This window comes from Streptomyces lydicus (genome assembly GCF_000717345.1).
Lineage (GTDB): Bacteria > Actinomycetota > Actinomycetes > Streptomycetales > Streptomycetaceae > Streptomyces > Streptomyces lydicus.
On the sequence record NZ_JNZA01000036.1, the window covers coordinates 90,687 to 105,572 of the forward strand.

The window sequence follows — 14,886 nt, forward strand, 5'->3', positions numbered from 1 at the left end:
GGCTCGCCCGGGCACCAGCGGGTTCCGCCCGGCGAGCGCACCGGGTTCCCTCCGGCGAGTACCGGGGCCGCCGCCCACCCCCTCAAGCCAGCGCGTGCAACGCCTCCCGTACTGCGGTCAGATCGTCGTCGCTCGCCAGCCCGGCGTGGTAGAGCCGCAGGGCGTTGGCGCCCAGTGAGGCGGCGTGCGTAGCGTCCGCGGCGAGGGTGTGGGGGCTGCCGCCCAGGCCGGAGACGACGGTGAGGTTGGCGGCGACCGTGGCGGCGGCGGGCCGGTCGGCGAACGGGGCGAGGACGTCGGCACGGGCGGCGGCGTCGCCGGTGCACGGCAGCACCACCCCGTCGGCGTGCGCGAGGACGTCCGCCGGGTCCACCCCGGCGTTGGCGCCGCAGCGGTGCGCGGCGGGATCGGCGTGCAGCAGCACCCGGAAGCCGTCCGGCGCGGCGTCCCGTACGGCGCGCACCACGGCGCGCTGCAGCGTGCGGGCGGTCCGGTCCCGCCAGGTGCGCAGCACCCCCGCCGGCTCCGCGCCGAGCAGCGCCTCGACGGCGGCCCACTCCCCCGCCCGGCCGCCGGTCCCGGCCGGGGCCGGGCCGCCCGCCCACAGCGGTTCCATGGCCCGCGCCACCGCGCCCCTCAACTCCCCTGCGGATACGCCGAGTTCGCGGTAGCCCTCGGCGCACACCGGGCAGAAGCACACCGACATCAGGTACTGCGCGGCGCCGGGGAGCGGCACTCCGGCGGTCTTGTCGTGGGCGTGCAGATGGGCCAGCCCGTACCAGCCGCAGGACTCCAGCTCGGTGCCCCGGGCACCGGGCCGTACGGCCGCCTCGGCGGCGAGGGTGACGAGGTACGCGCGCACCTCGGGCCGGGCGATGCACGGCGCCCAGGGATAGGGGTCGCCGTAGGCGTTGCGGACGACGGCGGAAGGATGGTCGGCGCCCAGGCGGGAGTTGTGGGCGAGGACGACCCAGGAGTGCACCTCCAGGCCGGCGTCGGCCAGCGCCCGGGTGGCCGCGCCGAACGGGTCCGGGCCTGTCACCCAGTCCTGGGCGTACGGGCGCAGGGTCCGCCGGGCCCAGCGGGCGGGGTCCGGCGGGTAGAGCACGGCGGCGTGCCGGGCGGTGACGATGCGGTGGCGGGGGTGGCGCGGGGTGAGGGCGCGGGTGGAGTGGTAGGCGGAGGCCAGGGTGGCCTGCTGGACGCCGAGGGCGGCGAGGCGTCCGGGGGCGTCCGGGTCGCCGATCACGTCCCAGGGGTAGAGGAAGGCGGCGGCGCGCATCAGGCACCGGCCCCGGGCGCCTCCGGCAGCAGGGCCAGGCCGTGGTCGATCAGCGCGGCCAGCTCCTTGACGTGCGCGGGGGCCGGTTCGTTCAGCGGCGGCCGGACCTCGCCGACGTCCAGGCCGCGCAGCCGTACGCCCGCCTTGACCAGCGAGACGGCGTAGCCGCGGCCCTGGTTGCGCAGTTCGACCAGCGGCCGGTAGAAGCCGTCCAGCAGCCGGGTGACGGTGTCGTCGTCGCCGGTGGTCAGCGCCCGGTGGAAGGCGAGGGCGATGTCGGGGGCGAAGGCGAAGACGGCGGAGGAGTACAGGCGGACGCCGAGGCCGCGGTAGGCGGGGACGGTGAGTTCGGCGGTGGGCAGGCCGTTGAAGTAGAGGAAGTCCTCGTCGGGGGCGTCGGTGCGGACGGTGCTGATGATGCGCTGGAGCAGGTCGAGGTCGCCCAGGCCGTCCTTGAGGCCGATGATGCCGGGGGTCCTGGCCAGGGCGGCGACGGTGGCGGGGGTGAAGACGGCGTTGTCGCGCTGGTAGACGATGACGGGGAGGGCGGTGGCGGCGGCGAGGTCGGTGTAGTGCCGCCGGAGTCCTTCCTGGCCCGCGGTGACGAGGTAGGGCGGCATGGCGAGCAGCCCGTCGGCGCCGGCGTCCTGGGCGAGGCGGGCGAACCGGACGGCGAGCGCGGTGCCGTAGCCGGTGCCGGCGACGACCGGGACGCGGCCGCCGGCCTCCGCCACGGCGGCGGTGACGCAGGCGGCGAACTCCTCGGGGGTGAGTGCGTGGAATTCCCCGGTGCCGCAGCAGGCGAAGACCGCGGCCGCGCCCGCGTCGATGCCGGCGCGCACATGGGTGCGGAAGGCGGTGAGGTCCAGGGCGCCGTCGGGTGCGTACGCGGTCACGGGGAAGAACAGCAGTCCGTCGAGACGGTCGGCGAGTTGAGGGGACCTCCCAGCGTCAGCTGGGGGAGGCTGTGCGGTCACGGGCTCTCCCTGAGATACTCGTGCATGTTTCTGATCGACGTCCATATTTCTGAACGCCGTTACGCTAGAGCAGCGTTCCGGCGCCGGTCAAGGGCCCACAACTGCCGTGTCACAAGCGGATTTTCCGGATCCGTCAACCGTCTTGACCGGCGACGACGCGGCTTCCTACGTTGTCCATCCACCTGAATGTCGTTCGCGGATACAGCCTTTCAGCTGCCTTTCCGCCATCCTCAGCTCCCGCAGTTCAGCCGGAGGAGTACCCGCCATGACCGCACCCCGCACCGTCCTGCTCACCGGCGCCGCCGGCGGCCTCGGCACCCTGATGCGCGAGCTGCTGCCGCCGCACGGCTACCGCTTGCGCCTCTTCGACCAGCGAGCCATCGAGACCACCGAGGGCGAACCGGACGCGATCACCGCCGAGTTGGCCGACAAGGAGGCGCTGCGCGAGGCGGTGCGCGGGGTCGACGCCGTCGTCCACCTCGCCGGCATCTCCCTGGAGGCCCCGTTCGAGAAGATCCTGCGCGCCAACATCGAGGGCACCTACCAGGTGTACGAGGCGGCGCGCGAAGCGGGCGTCCGACGGGTCGTGTTCGCCTCCTCCAACCACGCCGTCGGCTTCACCCCGCGTCCCCCGGACGGCTCCGCCGCCATCCCGGTCGGCACGCCCCGCCGCCCCGACACCTATTACGGCCTCTCCAAGGGCTTCGGCGAGGACCTCGCGTCGCTCTACTGGGACGTGCACGGCATCGAGACCGTCTCCATCCGCATCGGCTCCTGCTTCCCGGCGCCGACCTCGGTGCGCATGCTGTCGATCTGGCTGAGCCCGGCCGACTGCGCCCGCCTGCTGCACGCCGCGCTCACCGCCCCCGATGTCGGCCACACCGTCGTCTACGGCTCCTCCGCCAACACCCGCCTGTGGTGGGACCTGTCCTCCGCGCGCGCCCTGGGCTACGAGCCGCAGGACGACTCCGAGCCGTACGCCGCGGAACTCCTCGCGGCCCAGGGCGCGCTGGACCCCGCCGACCCCGCGCACGCTCACCTCGGCGGTGCCTTCTGCACCGACCCGCCGCAGTGGCCGTACTGACCGCCGGCCGGCCGGACCGGCGGGCGACGCGCGCCACCGGCACCCGGGCGGCGCTCCCCTGTCCGCGGGTGGGCCGCGCCACCTCGCGGAACCCGCGCCGCCCGGGTGGCGTCCTGGTGGGTGTACCCACCACCGCGCAGGAACGAGGAACGCATCATGGGCATCGTCAGCTGGCTCGTACTGGGGCTGATCGCGGGCATCGTCGCCAAGGTCCTGCTGCCGGGGCGGGACCCGGGCGGCATCGTCGGCACGACCCTGATCGGCATCGTGGGGTCCTTCATCGGCGGCTGGCTGTCCACCAAGATCCTGCACCGCCCGATACCGAAGGACTTCGGCGAGCCGTCCATGTGGATCGCCTCGATCGCCGGGGCGCTGGTCCTGCTCATCGCCTACCGGCTGCTCTTCGGCAACTCCCGCGAACGACGGTGACCGGCGCGCGGGGCGGCCCTCCGCCCGCAGGTAATGGAACCGCAAAGGCGGGCCGATCGTTGGTCCCGGCATGACCGCTATGACTCCTGGCTCGAACCTCCCGCTCACCGCCGCGCGGGTGGCGGTGGACGTCACCGCCCCCGTGCGGCTGGACGTGTCGGGCCTGCTGCTCGCCGCCGACGGCAAGGTGCGCTCCGACGCCGACTTCGTCTTCTACAACCAGCCCGCCGGGCCGGGCGTGACGCACTCCGCGGCGCCCGCCGGCGGCGACACCATCACGGTGGACACCGCCGCGGTCCCCGACGGCATCGAGAAGATCGTGGTCACCGCGAGCCTGGACGCCGCCGGCGCGACCTTCGCCGGCACCGAGCCGACCGCCACGGTCCGCAATGCCGACGACGGCAGCGCCCTCGCCTCCTTCACCCCGCCGCGGCTGGGCAGCGAGACCGCGCTGGTGGTCGTCGAGATCTACCGGCGGGCCGGCGCCTGGAAGGTGCGCGCGGTCGGCCAGGGCTACGCCAACGGCCTCGCGGGGATCGCCACCGACTTCGGCGTGACCGTCGACGAACCGGCCGCCCCGTCCGCCGCCACCCCGCAGGCACCCCCGGCGCCCCCGGCACCTGCCGCTCCCCCGGCCCCCGCCGACCAGTGGGCGCCGCCGGCCGGCGCCCCGGCCCCGGTCGCCCCGCCGCCGGCCGCCGCTCCCCCGGCCCCGCCCGTCGCACCGGCCGCCGCCGCGCCCGGCACCGGCACCGGCACCGGCACCGGCAAGGTCAACCTCGACAAGGGCCGGGTCAGCCTCCAGAAGAACCAGACCGTCTCCTTGGTCAAGGGCGGCCGGCCGCTGCTGGGCTCGGTCCGGATGGGCCTCGGCTGGGAGCCGGCCTTCCGCGGCAAGAACATCGACCTCGACGCCTCCGTCATCGCCTACGGCCCGGACCGCAAGAAGATCGACAACTGCTTCTTCGGCAAGCTGATGATCCTCGGCGGCGCCGTCCAGCACTCCGGCGACAACCTCACCGGCGAGGGCGCCGGCGACGACGAGGCGATCACCGTCCACCTCGGCGGCCTGCCGCCCGAGGTGACCGGCCTGGTCTTCGTCGTCAACTCCTTCTCCGGCCAGAAGTTCTCCGACGTCGCCAAGGCGTACTGCCGCCTGGTCGACGACCGGACCGGCGAGGAACTGGTCCGCTTCGACCTCACCCACGCCGAGCCCCGTACGGGCGTGATGATGGCCAAGCTGATCCGGCAGTTCTCCGGCGAGTGGGAGATGACCGCGATGGGCGAATTCGTCGACGCGCGGACGGTGCGCGGCATGGTCAAGCCGGGCGGCCAGGCCCTGTGACGCGGGCGGCCGCCGGGCTCCGCACGGCCCGGCCGGCCCCCGTCCTCCGGCCGGCCGCCGTCACGCCGCCGGCAGCCGGCCGGCCGTGCGCCCGGTGAGCCCGGCCACCCGCGCCAGCCGTTCGTACGACTCCAGCAGCGCCGCCCGGTCGTGGGTACTGGTCGTGACCAGCACCTCGTCCGCGGCGGCGGCGTCGATCAGCGTGCCGAGGGCGTCCGCGACCTGCTCCTCCGTGCCGTGGAGCTGGCCGCGCAGCGCGTCCTCGTAGAAGCCGCGCTCACGCTCCGTCAGCGCGGCCGCGGCCGCCGGGCCGTCGTCGGCGGGCCGCAGCGGCGGGAAGACACCATGGGTGCGGGAGTACGCCAGGGCGCGGGCCTCCGGCAGCAGCAGCCGGCGCGCCTGCGCGGTGGTGGCGGCGACCGCCACCGTCCCCGAGATGACGACGTAGGGACGCGGCCACAGGACCGACGGGCGGAACGCGTCGCGGTAGGCGGCGATCGCGTCCAGCATCCTGCGGCGGTCGCGCAGGTCGCCGATGACCAGCGCCAGCCCGGTCTCCGCGGCGACCCGGGCGCCGGCGCCGGTCGCCAGGACGAACGCCGGGACCCGCAGCCCCTCGGCGGGCCGGGCGTGGACCTGCGGGTGGGTGGTCTGGGTGCCGGTGAAGTAGCCGAGCAGTTCGGTGAGTTGGGCGCCGAAGTCCTCGGCCGCGTCCTTCCCGGTGCCCAGCGCCCGGCGGATGCCGCCGGTGAAGCCGACCGACCGGCCCAGGCCCATGTCGATCCGGCCGGGGAAGAGCGACTCCAGCACCCCGAACTGCTCGGCGACCACCAGTGGCCGGTGGTTGGGCAGCATCACCCCGCCGGTGCCGACCCTGATCGTGGCGGTCGCCGCGGCCACCGCGGCGGCCAGCACCGTGGGCGCCGACCCGGCGACCCCGGGCACGCCGTGGTGCTCGGACACCCAGAACCGGTGATAGCCGAGCTGCTCGGCGCGGCGCGCCAGGGCGACGGTGTCGCGCAGCGCCGCCGCGTCCGGATGCCCTTCCCTGGTGCGGGAACGGTCCAGGATCGAGAATTGTGTCGTCCGTGTCGTCGAGCTCACCACCTCTGCTTCAACGTCCGTACGCCCGCCAGATTCCCCGGTCCGCCCCCCCCGGGCGGCACAAGGAGCGTCCGATGCCGCAGCAGCAGCCGCCGGCCGGCGCGGCCGGCCCCGCGGATCACCCGGACGGCGCAGCCCCGCCGCCCGACCTTCCCGAGCGGGTCGTGGAGATCTACGGCGAGCACGACCTGAGCACCGTCCCGGCCTTCGCCGGCGGCTTCATCAACTTCGGCTACTGGGCCGAGGTGCCGCAGGCCGCCGGGCGCCGGCTGACCGAGGCCGACCGGGTGCGCAGCGAGCAGGACCTCTACCGCCTGGTGCTCGGCGCCCTCGGCCCGGTGCGGGGCCGCTCGGCGCTGGAGGTCGGCTGCGGGCGCGGGCTGGGCTGCGCGCTGGCGCTGCGGGAGTACGGGCTGGGCGCGGTGACCGGTCTGGACGCGCACCCCGACCAGATCTCCCGCGCCCGGGAGGCGAACGCGGCGCTGCTCGACGCGGGGACGGCGGCGGGGACGGGCCGGCTGGAGTTCGTGCTGGGGGCCGCCGACCGCCTTCCGCTGCCCGGCGGCGCCGTCGACGTCGTCTACTCGGTCGAGGCCGCGCAGCACTTCCGGGACCTGCCGGGTTTCGCGCGGGAGACGGCGCGGGTGCTGCGCCCGGGCGGGCGGCTGGCGCTGACGACGTTCTTCGCCCGTACCCGCGCGGCCGCCCGCGAGCTGCCCGGGCTGCTGCCGCCGTACGCCGACGGCCTGGACGTGCCGTACGTGGTCGACGAGGTGGCCGCGACGCTGGCCGCGGCGGGCCTGCGCGACGTCCGGGTGCGGGCGGTCGGTGCGGGGGTGTGGGAGCCCTACGACCGGTATCTGGCCCAGCAGCACGAGCCGCGGGACGGCTGGGCGCGCCGCTATCTGACGGCCTACCGGGCGGGGCTGCTGGACTACTACCTCCTGACGGCGGCGGCCGGCTGAGCCGTCGGCCGCCGCCGCGTGCAGGAGGGTGCGGCGCCGGCGGCCTAGCGCTGGCGGCGGTGCCGCTTCCAGGGGCCGGTGATGGCGAGCATGATGCCGGGCTCCTGGATGTTGGCGAACAGCGTGTGTCCGTCCGGGGAGAAGACCGGGCCGGTGAACTCGCTGAACTCCGGCTTGTCGGCGGTGCCGATGTTGAGCTCGTTGCGGGCGAGCGGGTAGGTGCGGCCGTCGTCGGTGGCGCCGAAGAGGTGCTGTACGCCCTCGCCGTCCTCGGCGATGATCAGCCCGCCGTAGGGGGAGACGGTGATGTTGTCGGGGCCGTCGAACGCGCCGTCCTTCCCGGGGTCGGGGTTGACGCCGAGCAGGACCTTCAGGGTCAGGGTCCGCCGCCGCGGGTCGTAGAACCACACCTGCCCGTCGTGCTGGACGGGGCTCTCCTCACGGGCGAAGGAGGAGACGACGTACGCGCCGCCGTCGGCCCACCACAGGCCCTCCAGCTTGCGGGCGCGGGTGACCTCGCCGGCCGTGAACTGCTTGCGTACCGAGACCGTGCGGGCGTCGCGGTCGGGCACGTCGACCCAGTCGACGCCGTAGACGGTGCCGGTCCTCGTGGCGCGTGAGAGGTCGTCGACGAACCGGCCGCCGGAGTCGAAGCACTTGAACGCCTGGAGCACGCCGGCGTCGTCGGCGAGGGTGCGCAGCTTCCCGCGGCCGTGGTGGAAGCCGTGCGGCGGGGTCCAGCGGTAGAAGAGGCCGTTGGGTCCGGCGGCGTCCTCGGTCAGGTAGAGGTGGCCGCGCCGGGGGTCGACGACGACGGCTTCGTGGGCGTAGCGGCCGAGCGCCTTGACGGGCCGGGGGTCGCGGCCGGCCCGGAGGTCGCGCGGGTCGACCTCGAAGACGTAGCCGTGGTCCTTGGTCATGCCGTGCTGGCCGGCCTTGTCCTCGGTCTCCTCGCAGGTGAGCCAGGTGCCCCAAGGGGTGGTGCCGCCGGCGCAGTTGGTGGAGGTGCCGGCGATGCCGACCCGCTCGCCGACCGGGGTGCCGTCCTGGGCGACCTCGACGACGGTGCAGCCGCCGGACGCCGCCGGGTCGTAGACCAGCCCGTCGGTGAGCGGCACCGGGTGCGGCCAGTCGGCGCGCGGGCCCTTCAGCTCGTGGTTGTTGACGAGGAGGGTGGTGCCGCGGGGGCCGGCGAAGGTGCCGGTGCCGTCGTGGTTGGAGGGGGTGGTCTCACCGCTTTCGAGGGTGGTGACCCCGGAATGGGTGATGATCCGGTACGAGAACCCGGCGGGCAGCGCGAGGATGCCGTCGGGGTCGGGGAGGAGCGGCCCGTAGCCGAAGCCGTGGCCCGTCGCCGTGCCGTCCGCGGCGGGGTCCGGCAGTTCCTCGCCGAGCGCGCCCGGTGCGGTGGCCAGCACGCTGACGCTGCCGGCCAGCGCGACCCCCGCGCCGGCGAAGGCGGAACGCTTGGCGAAGTCTCTTCGGGTGAGCGGCATTGTCGTCTCCTGGATGGCCGGTTTTCCACGCCCGTGTGCCTGCGCCGCACACGCTCTCGTGCGTCGTCGAACTCCAGTTGAACGCGGTGCGACATCCAGGAAGCAGTTGGGGCGGGCCGGGCCGTCGTACGGCCGGCCCGCCCCGTGCGGCGGAAGGGTCGGGGTCAGTCCGACTGCCGGGAGCGTGCCTTGAACGCGGCCTTGCGGGCCTCCTTGGCGGACTTCTTGTCCGGGTGCAGCCGGCCCATCGCCTCCAGGACATCGGCGGTGGCCGGGTGGTCGACCCGCCAGGCGGCGTCGAAGAAGCCGCTGTGCTGGTCGGTCAGGCCCTGGACCAGGTCGCGCAGCTCGGCCTCGGTGCCCTCGTCGGCGCCGTCCAGCTGGGCCGCGATGGTGTCCACCGTCAGCCAGAAGATCATGCCCTGGGAGGGCTCGGGGATGCCGGGCAGGCCGCGCTCGGCGAGCCAGACCCGGGCGAGGCCGCCCAGCTGCCGGTCGTCGAGCACCTCGCGCAGCGCGGGCTCGGCCTCCGGCGGGACCAGCGAGAGGGTCTGCTGCGCGGCGAGGCGGCGGCGCGGGGCGCCCTCGTCGTCACCGCGGGCGGCCGCGAGCAGGTCGCGGGCGGCGTCCAGCGGGGTGCGGGCGGCGAGCCACTGCTCGGACTCGGCCTGGGAGAGCGCCTGGGGGTAGTCGGGCAGCGCGTCGAGCAGCACATCGGCGCCCTTGTCGGTGAGGTCACCGACGGCGGGGGCGTGGGCGCCGGCGTCCTGCAGCCGGGCGCGGACCGCGTAGACGCCGAGCGGGGTGAGCCGGACCATGCCGTAGCGGGAGACGTCCTCGTCGGTCAGCGGGCCGTCGTGCGGCGTCCCCGCGGAGCCCGCCGCGGAGCCCTGGACGGTCTCGCCCTCCTCGTCCAGCTCGTCGATGAGCGCCTCGTCGACCGGCTGGTACGTGACCAGGCCGATCGGCTCCAGCACCCGGAACTGGTCGTCCAGGCGCATCATCGCCTCGGAGACCTCTTCGAGGATGTCGTCGGTGGGCTCCTCCATGTCGTCGGGGACGATCATGGAGGCGGCCAGTGCGGGCAGCGGAACGTCCTGGTCGCCCTCGGCGAGGGCGGAGAGCAGGTAGAGGTTGCCGAGGATGCCGTCGAGCAGCTCGGCCTCCTGCTCGGGGTTCCAGTCGAGCGCGTCGAGGTCCAGCTCGCCGCCCTCGGTGAGCTGGTCGGCCAGGTCGGCGAGGTCGGGGGCGGCCGCGTCGGCGAGCACGGTCTCCATGCCGCCGAGCCAGATGTCGAGGATGTCCTGCGGGCTGCCGGAGGTGAGCAGCCGCAGCTCCTCGCCGGGGGTGGCGGTCCCGACGGCGGCGTCGTCGGGCAGCCCGTCGCCGTCCTCGGCGGTCTCCTCGATCTCGACCAGGCCGGTGTCGACCGCGAGCTGCCACGCCTCGGCCGCGTAGGCGGGCCCGTCCTCGTCGTCGGCCAGCCCCAGGTGCTCGGTGGCGTCGGTCAGCGCGTCCTGGAGGATCTCCCCGCCGACGCCGACCGGGACGCCCCGCTCGGCCCACCGGGCGAGCTTGGCCGCCCGGGCCATCAGGGGAGCGCTCAGCGCGTCCCGGGCCAGCTCCGCTTCGGAGTGCAGCCGCACCGGCGGCAGGGTGGGGCGGTCTGCGGACATCAGGTGCTCAGCTCCTCGGACGGACGACAGGCTCGTGCGCCGCCCAAGCGTAGACGGAATTCTCCGTATCTCGGACGGTTCACCCCCCGGCTGCCTGCCGGTGGCCCGAAGAACCTTGACAACTCCCTTGCGCACACCGGAGATTGACGCGCGTAGCGCGCACGGGCCCGGCCCTGCGCGCACAGTGCCGTGACACCCCCGTTCACCCCCCATTTCCCCTTCGGAGGCACGCATGCCGTCCCGTCGTCCGCTCCGCCGACCGGTCACCGTCGCCGCGGTGGCCGCCGCCGCCCTCGCCGGCGGGCTGCTGACCGCCACGCAGTCCGCCTCGGCGGCCGGCACCCGGATCCACGACATCCAGGGCAGCACCCGAATATCCCCGCTGGCCGGGCAGCAGGTCAGCGAGGTGCCCGGCACGGTCACCGCGGTCCGCTCGTTCGGCTCGTCGCGCGGCTTCTGGGTCCAGGACCCGCACCCGGACGACGACCCGGCCACCAGCGAGGCGGTCTTCGTCTTCACCGGCAAGGAGACCCCGCAGGTGGCCGTCGGTGACGCGGTCACCGTCTCCGGCACCGTCAGCGAGTACTACCCGGGCGGCAAGGACGCCGGGCTGCAGTCCGTTACCGAGATCACCAAGGCGACCTGGCAGAAGGGCTCCGCGGGCAACCCGCTGCCGGCCGCCTTCAAGCTCAACGCGGTGTCGGTGCCGAACCGGTACGCGCCCGCCGCGGGCGGCAAGAGCATCGAGTCGCTGAAGCTGCGCCCGGGCTCGTACGCGCTGGACCGCTACGAGTCGCTGGAGGGCATGCGGGTCTCGGTGTCGGACGCCCCGGTCGTCGGCCCGACCAACGCGTACCACGAGCTGTGGGTGACGGCCGAGCCGCAGCACAACCGGACCGCCCGGGGCGGCGACCTCTACCGCTCCTACGCGGACCCGAACGGCGGCCGGGTCAAGGTGGCCTCCCTGATCCCCTTCGCCGAGCGGCCGTTCCCGGTGGCCGACGTCGGCAGCCGGCTGGCCGGCACCACCGCCGGACCGCTGGACTACGACAACTTCGGCGGCTACACCCTCCAGGCCACCGAGCTGGGCAAGCTCGCCGGCCGCGGCGCCGCGCCGGAGACCACCCGCAAGCAGCAGACCGGCGAGCTGGCGGTGGCCACCTACAACGTCGAGAACCTCTCCCCCGCCACCCCGCAGGCCAAGTTCGACCGGCTCGCCACCGCGCTGGTGCACAACCTGTCCTCCCCGGACGTCGTCGCGCTGGAGGAGGTCCAGGACGACAACGGCCCCACCGACGACGGCACGGTCACCGCCGGCGCCACCCTGAAGAAGCTCACCGACGCGATCAAGGCGGCCGGCGGCCCGGCGTACGAGTGGCGGCAGATCGACCCGGTCAACGACCAGGACGGCGGGCAGCCCGGCGGCAACATCCGGACCGCGTTCCTGTTCAACCCGGCGCGGGTGTCCTTCACCGACATCAAGGGCGGGGACGCCACCACCCCGGTGAAGGTGGTCGCCGACCACGGCAGGGCCACCCTGTCCGCGTCCCCGGGCCGGATCGCGCCCACCGACCCGGCGTGGAAGACCAGCCGCAAGCCCCTGGTCGGCCAGTTCTCGCTGCGGAACCGGCCGGGGAGCCGGGTCTTCGTGATCGCCAACCACTTCAACTCCAAGGGCGGCGACCAGGGCCTGGACAGCCGGTTCCAGCCCCCGGCCCGGAGCTCGGAGACCCAGCGCACCGCGCAGGCCCGGCTGGTCAACGGGTTCGTGAAGGAGCTGCTGGCCAAGGACGCCAAGGCCGACGTGGTGGTGGCCGGGGACCTCAACGACTACCAGTTCTCGCCGGCCCTGAAGGACCTCACCGCCGGCGGGGTGCTCACCGACCTGGTCGGCGGGCTGCCGCGCGCCGAGCGGTACGGCTACGTCTACAACGGCAACTCGCAGGTGCTCGACCACATCCTCACCAGCCGCCACCTGGCCCGGCCGGACTACGACATCGTGCACATCAACGCCGAGTTCGCCGACCAGGCCAGCGACCACGACCCGCAGGTGCTGCGGATCCGGCCCTGAAGCCGGGCCCTTGCGTCACCGGGTGTGACGCAGCCGTCACCCGATCGGCCCCGGTCCGGGCGCCAACTGTCGCCGGGGGTGGCGTACTGGGCTCGTAAGCAACATTCGGCGAGACATGAGGAGTCATCATGCCGAAGGCGCAGAACCGTAAGTCGGGTAACAAGGACCGTGCCGCCGAGCGGCGCTCCGACCAGCAGAAGCGGAAGCCGTCGGAGGAGTCCGCATCCGAGCGCACCCAGGACCTGAAGCGTTCGCGGAATGGCCTGACTGACGCGTGATGGGCCTGTGAAGCCCGAGCGGCCGTCGCACCGTGAGGTGCGGCGGCCGTTCCGCTTCCCGGCCGCCCCGTCCCACAACGTAGCGATCCTTAAGAATTCACCACAGTACAACTAAGTGGACGTGAAACATGATGGGCCAGCACACTCCCCGCATGGACACCGTGACCGCACCCCTCACCCCGCGAACCGCCACGGCACCGTTCGGCCGCACCGCCGTCGCGATGATCACGCCGTTCACCGACGACGGTGCGCTCGACCCGGACGGCGCGCAACGGCTCGCCGCGCACCTCGTCGACGAGGGCGGCTGCGACGCCCTGGTGCTGAGCGGCACCACCGGCGAGTCCCCGACCACCTCGGACGCCGAGAAGGAGACCCTGCTGCGGGCCGTCGTCGAAGCGGTCGGCGACCGGGCGCGGATCACCGCCGGGGTCGGCACCAGCGACACCCGGCACTCGGTCGAACTGGCCCGCGCCGCCGAACGGGCGGGCGCACACGGCCTGTTGGTGGTCACGCCGTACTACTCACGGCCGACCCAGGAGGCCGTCGCCCACCATCTGCGCACCGTCGCGGACGCCACCGGCCTGCCCGTGCTGCTCTACGACATCCCCGGCCGCACCGGCACCGCGCTGGCCGCCGACACCCTGCTGCGGCTGGCCGACCACCCGCGGATCGCGGGCGTCAAGGACTGCGGCAACGATCTGCTGAAGACGGCGAAGGTGCTGGCCGCGACCGGCCTGGCCTACTACGCGGGCAGCGACGAGCAGATCCTGCCGCTGCGGGCGCTCGGCGCCGCGGGCTGCGTCAGCACCGCCGGCAACCTCGCGCCCCGGGCCGTGTGCGCCGTACGGGACGCGCACGACGCCGGCGACACCGCCGAGGCCGCCCGCCGCCAGCTCGCCCTGATCCCGCTGATCGAGGCGGTGACCGGCTCCCAGACCCCCGGGACGGTCGCCGCGAAGGCACTGCTGCGCCACCTCGGGCTGCCCGCCGGACCGGTCCGCGGCCCCCTGTTGGACGCCGACGACCGGCTCACCAGCCGGCTGGTGGACGCGCTGCGGACGACCCTGGACCGGACGGCCCGGGCGGGGCGGGGGGTGCCGGCAGTGGCTGGTGCGGCTGTCCCTGGCTAGCCGGCCAGGACGCGGGCGCCGCGCCGGAACCGGCCACCGGGCCGGCGCCCGCGACCTCGTCCCCGTCCGCCCCGGAAGGCGGCTGCTCGTCCGGCACCAGGTCCCGCACCAGCAGCGTCGCGCCGGCCACCGCGCCCGGCATCAGCACCACCGCGACGAACGGGACCAGGAACAGCAGCACCAGCGGGGTGCCGAAACCGACCGCGAGCGCCTTCCGGCCGCGCAGCATCCGCAGCCGCTCGCGGACCGGGACGGCACGGCGCTGCATGGCCACCGACGTCAGCTCGACGGCGAGGAAGAAGCCGGAGACGCAGAAGCCGATCGCGGGGATCACCGTCTGCCCGAGGAAGGGCAGGAAGCCCAGGACGAACAGCAGGAGCCCGAAGCCCGCGGCGCGCAGCAGCACATGGACGCTGTCCCGCAGCCCGTTCCAGAGCTCACGCCACAGCGGCTGGTCCGGCCCGGGCGGGCAGTGCCCCTCGCTCTCCTCGACCTTCTGCGACAGCGACTCGTAGAAGGGGTCGCCGATCAGCAGGGTGACCGCGGTGAAGGTCAGCACGGACAGCGTCAGCCCGCCGGCGAACAGCAGCGCCACGAACAGCCCGCGCAGCAGCCCCTGCCAGGGCGCCCCCCAGCCGTCGGCGAACGGTGTCGCCCAGGCCGCGAGGTCGCCCGCCCACAGGGCGAGCACGATGAGCACCCCGGCGTACAGCGCCAGCGCGATCAGCGCCGGAATCAGTCCGAACCCCCACCACCGGCCGTGCCGGGCCACCCAGCGCTGGCCCGCCCCCAGATACCGCATCCCCGCTACAAGATCACGCATGGCCCCAACCCTATCGGCGTCCGTACCGGGCCCGAACGGGGCGGCAAGCGGCGACGGCCCGGCGGAGGTGTCTGCCCGACTCGCCGGAAGCTCAAGGGGCCATGATCACTCGCCCCAAAGCAGCTCCAGCCCAAAGCCTCTCCGTCGACCGTTTCTCAGAGCGCCCCCTCACGCTCCCCTACGCCCCCACTTGGAGGCAAGAACAGGGCTTCGGCGGGCATCAACA

13 protein-coding genes are annotated in these 14,886 nt (G+C 74.3%); 7 read left to right on the forward strand and 6 right to left on the reverse strand.

Translation table 11 applies throughout. The features are described 5' to 3' along the window. Positions 1 to 82: 82 nt before the first annotated feature. Together OO62_RS28720 and OO62_RS28725 are read right to left on the reverse strand one after the other, a co-directional pair. A complete protein-coding gene (locus OO62_RS28720) occupies positions 83 to 1,282 on the reverse strand; it encodes a hypothetical protein (RefSeq protein WP_033270539.1) in 1,200 nt (399 codons plus the stop codon). After that, positions 1,282 to 2,304, reverse strand: coding sequence for a 5-dehydro-4-deoxyglucarate dehydratase (locus tag OO62_RS28725; protein WP_078617403.1), 1,023 nt, complete (start codon positions 2,302 to 2,304; stop codon positions 1,282 to 1,284). Before OO62_RS28725 ends, OO62_RS28720 begins: the two co-directional genes overlap by 1 nt. 220 nt (positions 2,305 to 2,524) lie before the next feature. Here OO62_RS28725 and OO62_RS28730 point away from each other — a divergent pair, with 220 nt between their 5' ends. The 3 genes from OO62_RS28730 to OO62_RS28740 all read left to right on the forward strand — a co-directional run bounded on the left by OO62_RS28730 (position 2,525) and on the right by OO62_RS28740 (position 5,117). Further along, the gene (locus OO62_RS28730; protein WP_033270541.1) at positions 2,525 to 3,343 is read left to right on the forward strand and encodes an NAD-dependent epimerase/dehydratase family protein; all 819 of its coding nucleotides are present in this window, start codon (positions 2,525 to 2,527) and stop codon (positions 3,341 to 3,343) included. A 156-nt stretch (positions 3,344 to 3,499) separates the two neighbouring features. Next, positions 3,500 to 3,772: a GlsB/YeaQ/YmgE family stress response membrane protein gene (locus OO62_RS28735; RefSeq protein ID WP_033270542.1), complete on the forward strand. Its 273-nt coding sequence runs from the start codon at positions 3,500 to 3,502 to the stop codon at positions 3,770 to 3,772. A gap of 79 nt (positions 3,773 to 3,851) precedes the next feature. Then, positions 3,852 to 5,117 carry a TerD family protein gene (locus tag OO62_RS28740; protein WP_033270543.1) on the forward strand — a complete coding sequence of 422 codons (1,266 nt, stop codon included), beginning with the start codon at positions 3,852 to 3,854 and terminating at the stop codon, positions 5,115 to 5,117. A 60-nt stretch (positions 5,118 to 5,177) separates the two neighbouring features. Here the strand turns inward: OO62_RS28740 and OO62_RS28745 are convergent, their stop codons facing one another. After that, positions 5,178 to 6,221, reverse strand: a complete 1,044-nt coding sequence (locus OO62_RS28745; RefSeq protein ID WP_033270584.1) for an MsnO8 family LLM class oxidoreductase — start codon at positions 6,219 to 6,221, stop codon at positions 5,178 to 5,180. Positions 6,222 to 6,295: 74 nt separating this feature from the next. On the opposite strand from OO62_RS28745, the gene OO62_RS28750 reads away from it, so the two are divergent. Next, on the forward strand, positions 6,296 to 7,186 hold the full coding sequence (locus OO62_RS28750; protein ID WP_033270544.1) for a class I SAM-dependent methyltransferase: 891 nt from the start codon (positions 6,296 to 6,298) through the stop codon (positions 7,184 to 7,186). 44 nt (positions 7,187 to 7,230) lie between these two features. Here the strand turns inward: OO62_RS28750 and OO62_RS28755 are convergent, their stop codons facing one another. Then, complete coding sequence (locus OO62_RS28755) at positions 7,231 to 8,682, reverse strand: alkaline phosphatase PhoX (RefSeq protein WP_033270545.1); 1,452 nt, start codon at positions 8,680 to 8,682, stop codon at positions 7,231 to 7,233. A gap of 164 nt (positions 8,683 to 8,846) precedes the next feature. Next, positions 8,847 to 10,358 (reverse strand): hypothetical protein, encoded by a 1,512-nt coding sequence (locus OO62_RS28760; RefSeq protein WP_033270546.1) that lies wholly within the window; start codon positions 10,356 to 10,358, stop codon positions 8,847 to 8,849. 232 nt (positions 10,359 to 10,590) lie between these two features. Between OO62_RS28760 and OO62_RS28765 the strand changes: the two genes are divergently transcribed. The 3 genes from OO62_RS28765 (at position 10,591) to dapA (ending at position 13,837) form a co-directional block, all read left to right on the forward strand. After that, complete coding sequence (locus tag OO62_RS28765) at positions 10,591 to 12,429, forward strand: endonuclease/exonuclease/phosphatase family protein (protein ID WP_033270547.1); 1,839 nt, start codon at positions 10,591 to 10,593, stop codon at positions 12,427 to 12,429. Between the two features lie 128 nt (positions 12,430 to 12,557). Next, positions 12,558 to 12,707, forward strand: a complete 150-nt coding sequence (locus tag OO62_RS40050; RefSeq protein ID WP_164993262.1) for a hypothetical protein — start codon at positions 12,558 to 12,560, stop codon at positions 12,705 to 12,707. 152 nt (positions 12,708 to 12,859) lie between these two features. Then, entirely contained in the window at positions 12,860 to 13,837 is a 978-nt protein-coding gene (gene dapA, locus OO62_RS28770; RefSeq protein WP_033270548.1) for a 4-hydroxy-tetrahydrodipicolinate synthase, read from the forward strand. Here the strand turns inward: dapA and OO62_RS28775 are convergent. Beyond that, positions 13,737 to 14,660 carry an EI24 domain-containing protein gene (locus OO62_RS28775; protein WP_033270549.1) on the reverse strand — a complete coding sequence of 308 codons (924 nt, stop codon included), beginning with the start codon at positions 14,658 to 14,660 and terminating at the stop codon, positions 13,737 to 13,739. The two genes, dapA and OO62_RS28775, sit on opposite strands and share 101 nt — an antisense overlap. Between the last annotated feature and the right edge of the window lie 226 nt (positions 14,661 to 14,886).

Coding starts and splice junctions, on each gene's coding strand:
- OO62_RS28720 (WP_033270539.1), bottom strand. CDS start 1,282: ATGCGCGCCGCCGCCTTCCTCTACCCCTGGGACGTGATCGGCGACCCG.
- OO62_RS28725 (WP_078617403.1), bottom strand. CDS start 2,304: ATGGACGTCGATCAGAAACATGCACGAGTATCTCAGGGAGAGCCCGTG.
- OO62_RS28730 (WP_033270541.1), top strand. CDS start 2,525: ATGACCGCACCCCGCACCGTCCTGCTCACCGGCGCCGCCGGCGGCCTC.
- OO62_RS28735 (WP_033270542.1), top strand. CDS start 3,500: ATGGGCATCGTCAGCTGGCTCGTACTGGGGCTGATCGCGGGCATCGTC.
- OO62_RS28740 (WP_033270543.1), top strand. CDS start 3,852: ATGACTCCTGGCTCGAACCTCCCGCTCACCGCCGCGCGGGTGGCGGTG.
- OO62_RS28750 (WP_033270544.1), top strand. CDS start 6,296: ATGCCGCAGCAGCAGCCGCCGGCCGGCGCGGCCGGCCCCGCGGATCAC.
- OO62_RS28755 (WP_033270545.1), bottom strand. CDS start 8,682: ATGCCGCTCACCCGAAGAGACTTCGCCAAGCGTTCCGCCTTCGCCGGC.
- OO62_RS28760 (WP_033270546.1), bottom strand. CDS start 10,358: ATGTCCGCAGACCGCCCCACCCTGCCGCCGGTGCGGCTGCACTCCGAA.
- OO62_RS28765 (WP_033270547.1), top strand. CDS start 10,591: ATGCCGTCCCGTCGTCCGCTCCGCCGACCGGTCACCGTCGCCGCGGTG.
- OO62_RS40050 (WP_164993262.1), top strand. CDS start 12,558: ATGCCGAAGGCGCAGAACCGTAAGTCGGGTAACAAGGACCGTGCCGCC.
- dapA (WP_033270548.1), top strand. CDS start 12,860: ATGGACACCGTGACCGCACCCCTCACCCCGCGAACCGCCACGGCACCG.
- OO62_RS28775 (WP_033270549.1), bottom strand. CDS start 14,660: ATGCGTGATCTTGTAGCGGGGATGCGGTATCTGGGGGCGGGCCAGCGC.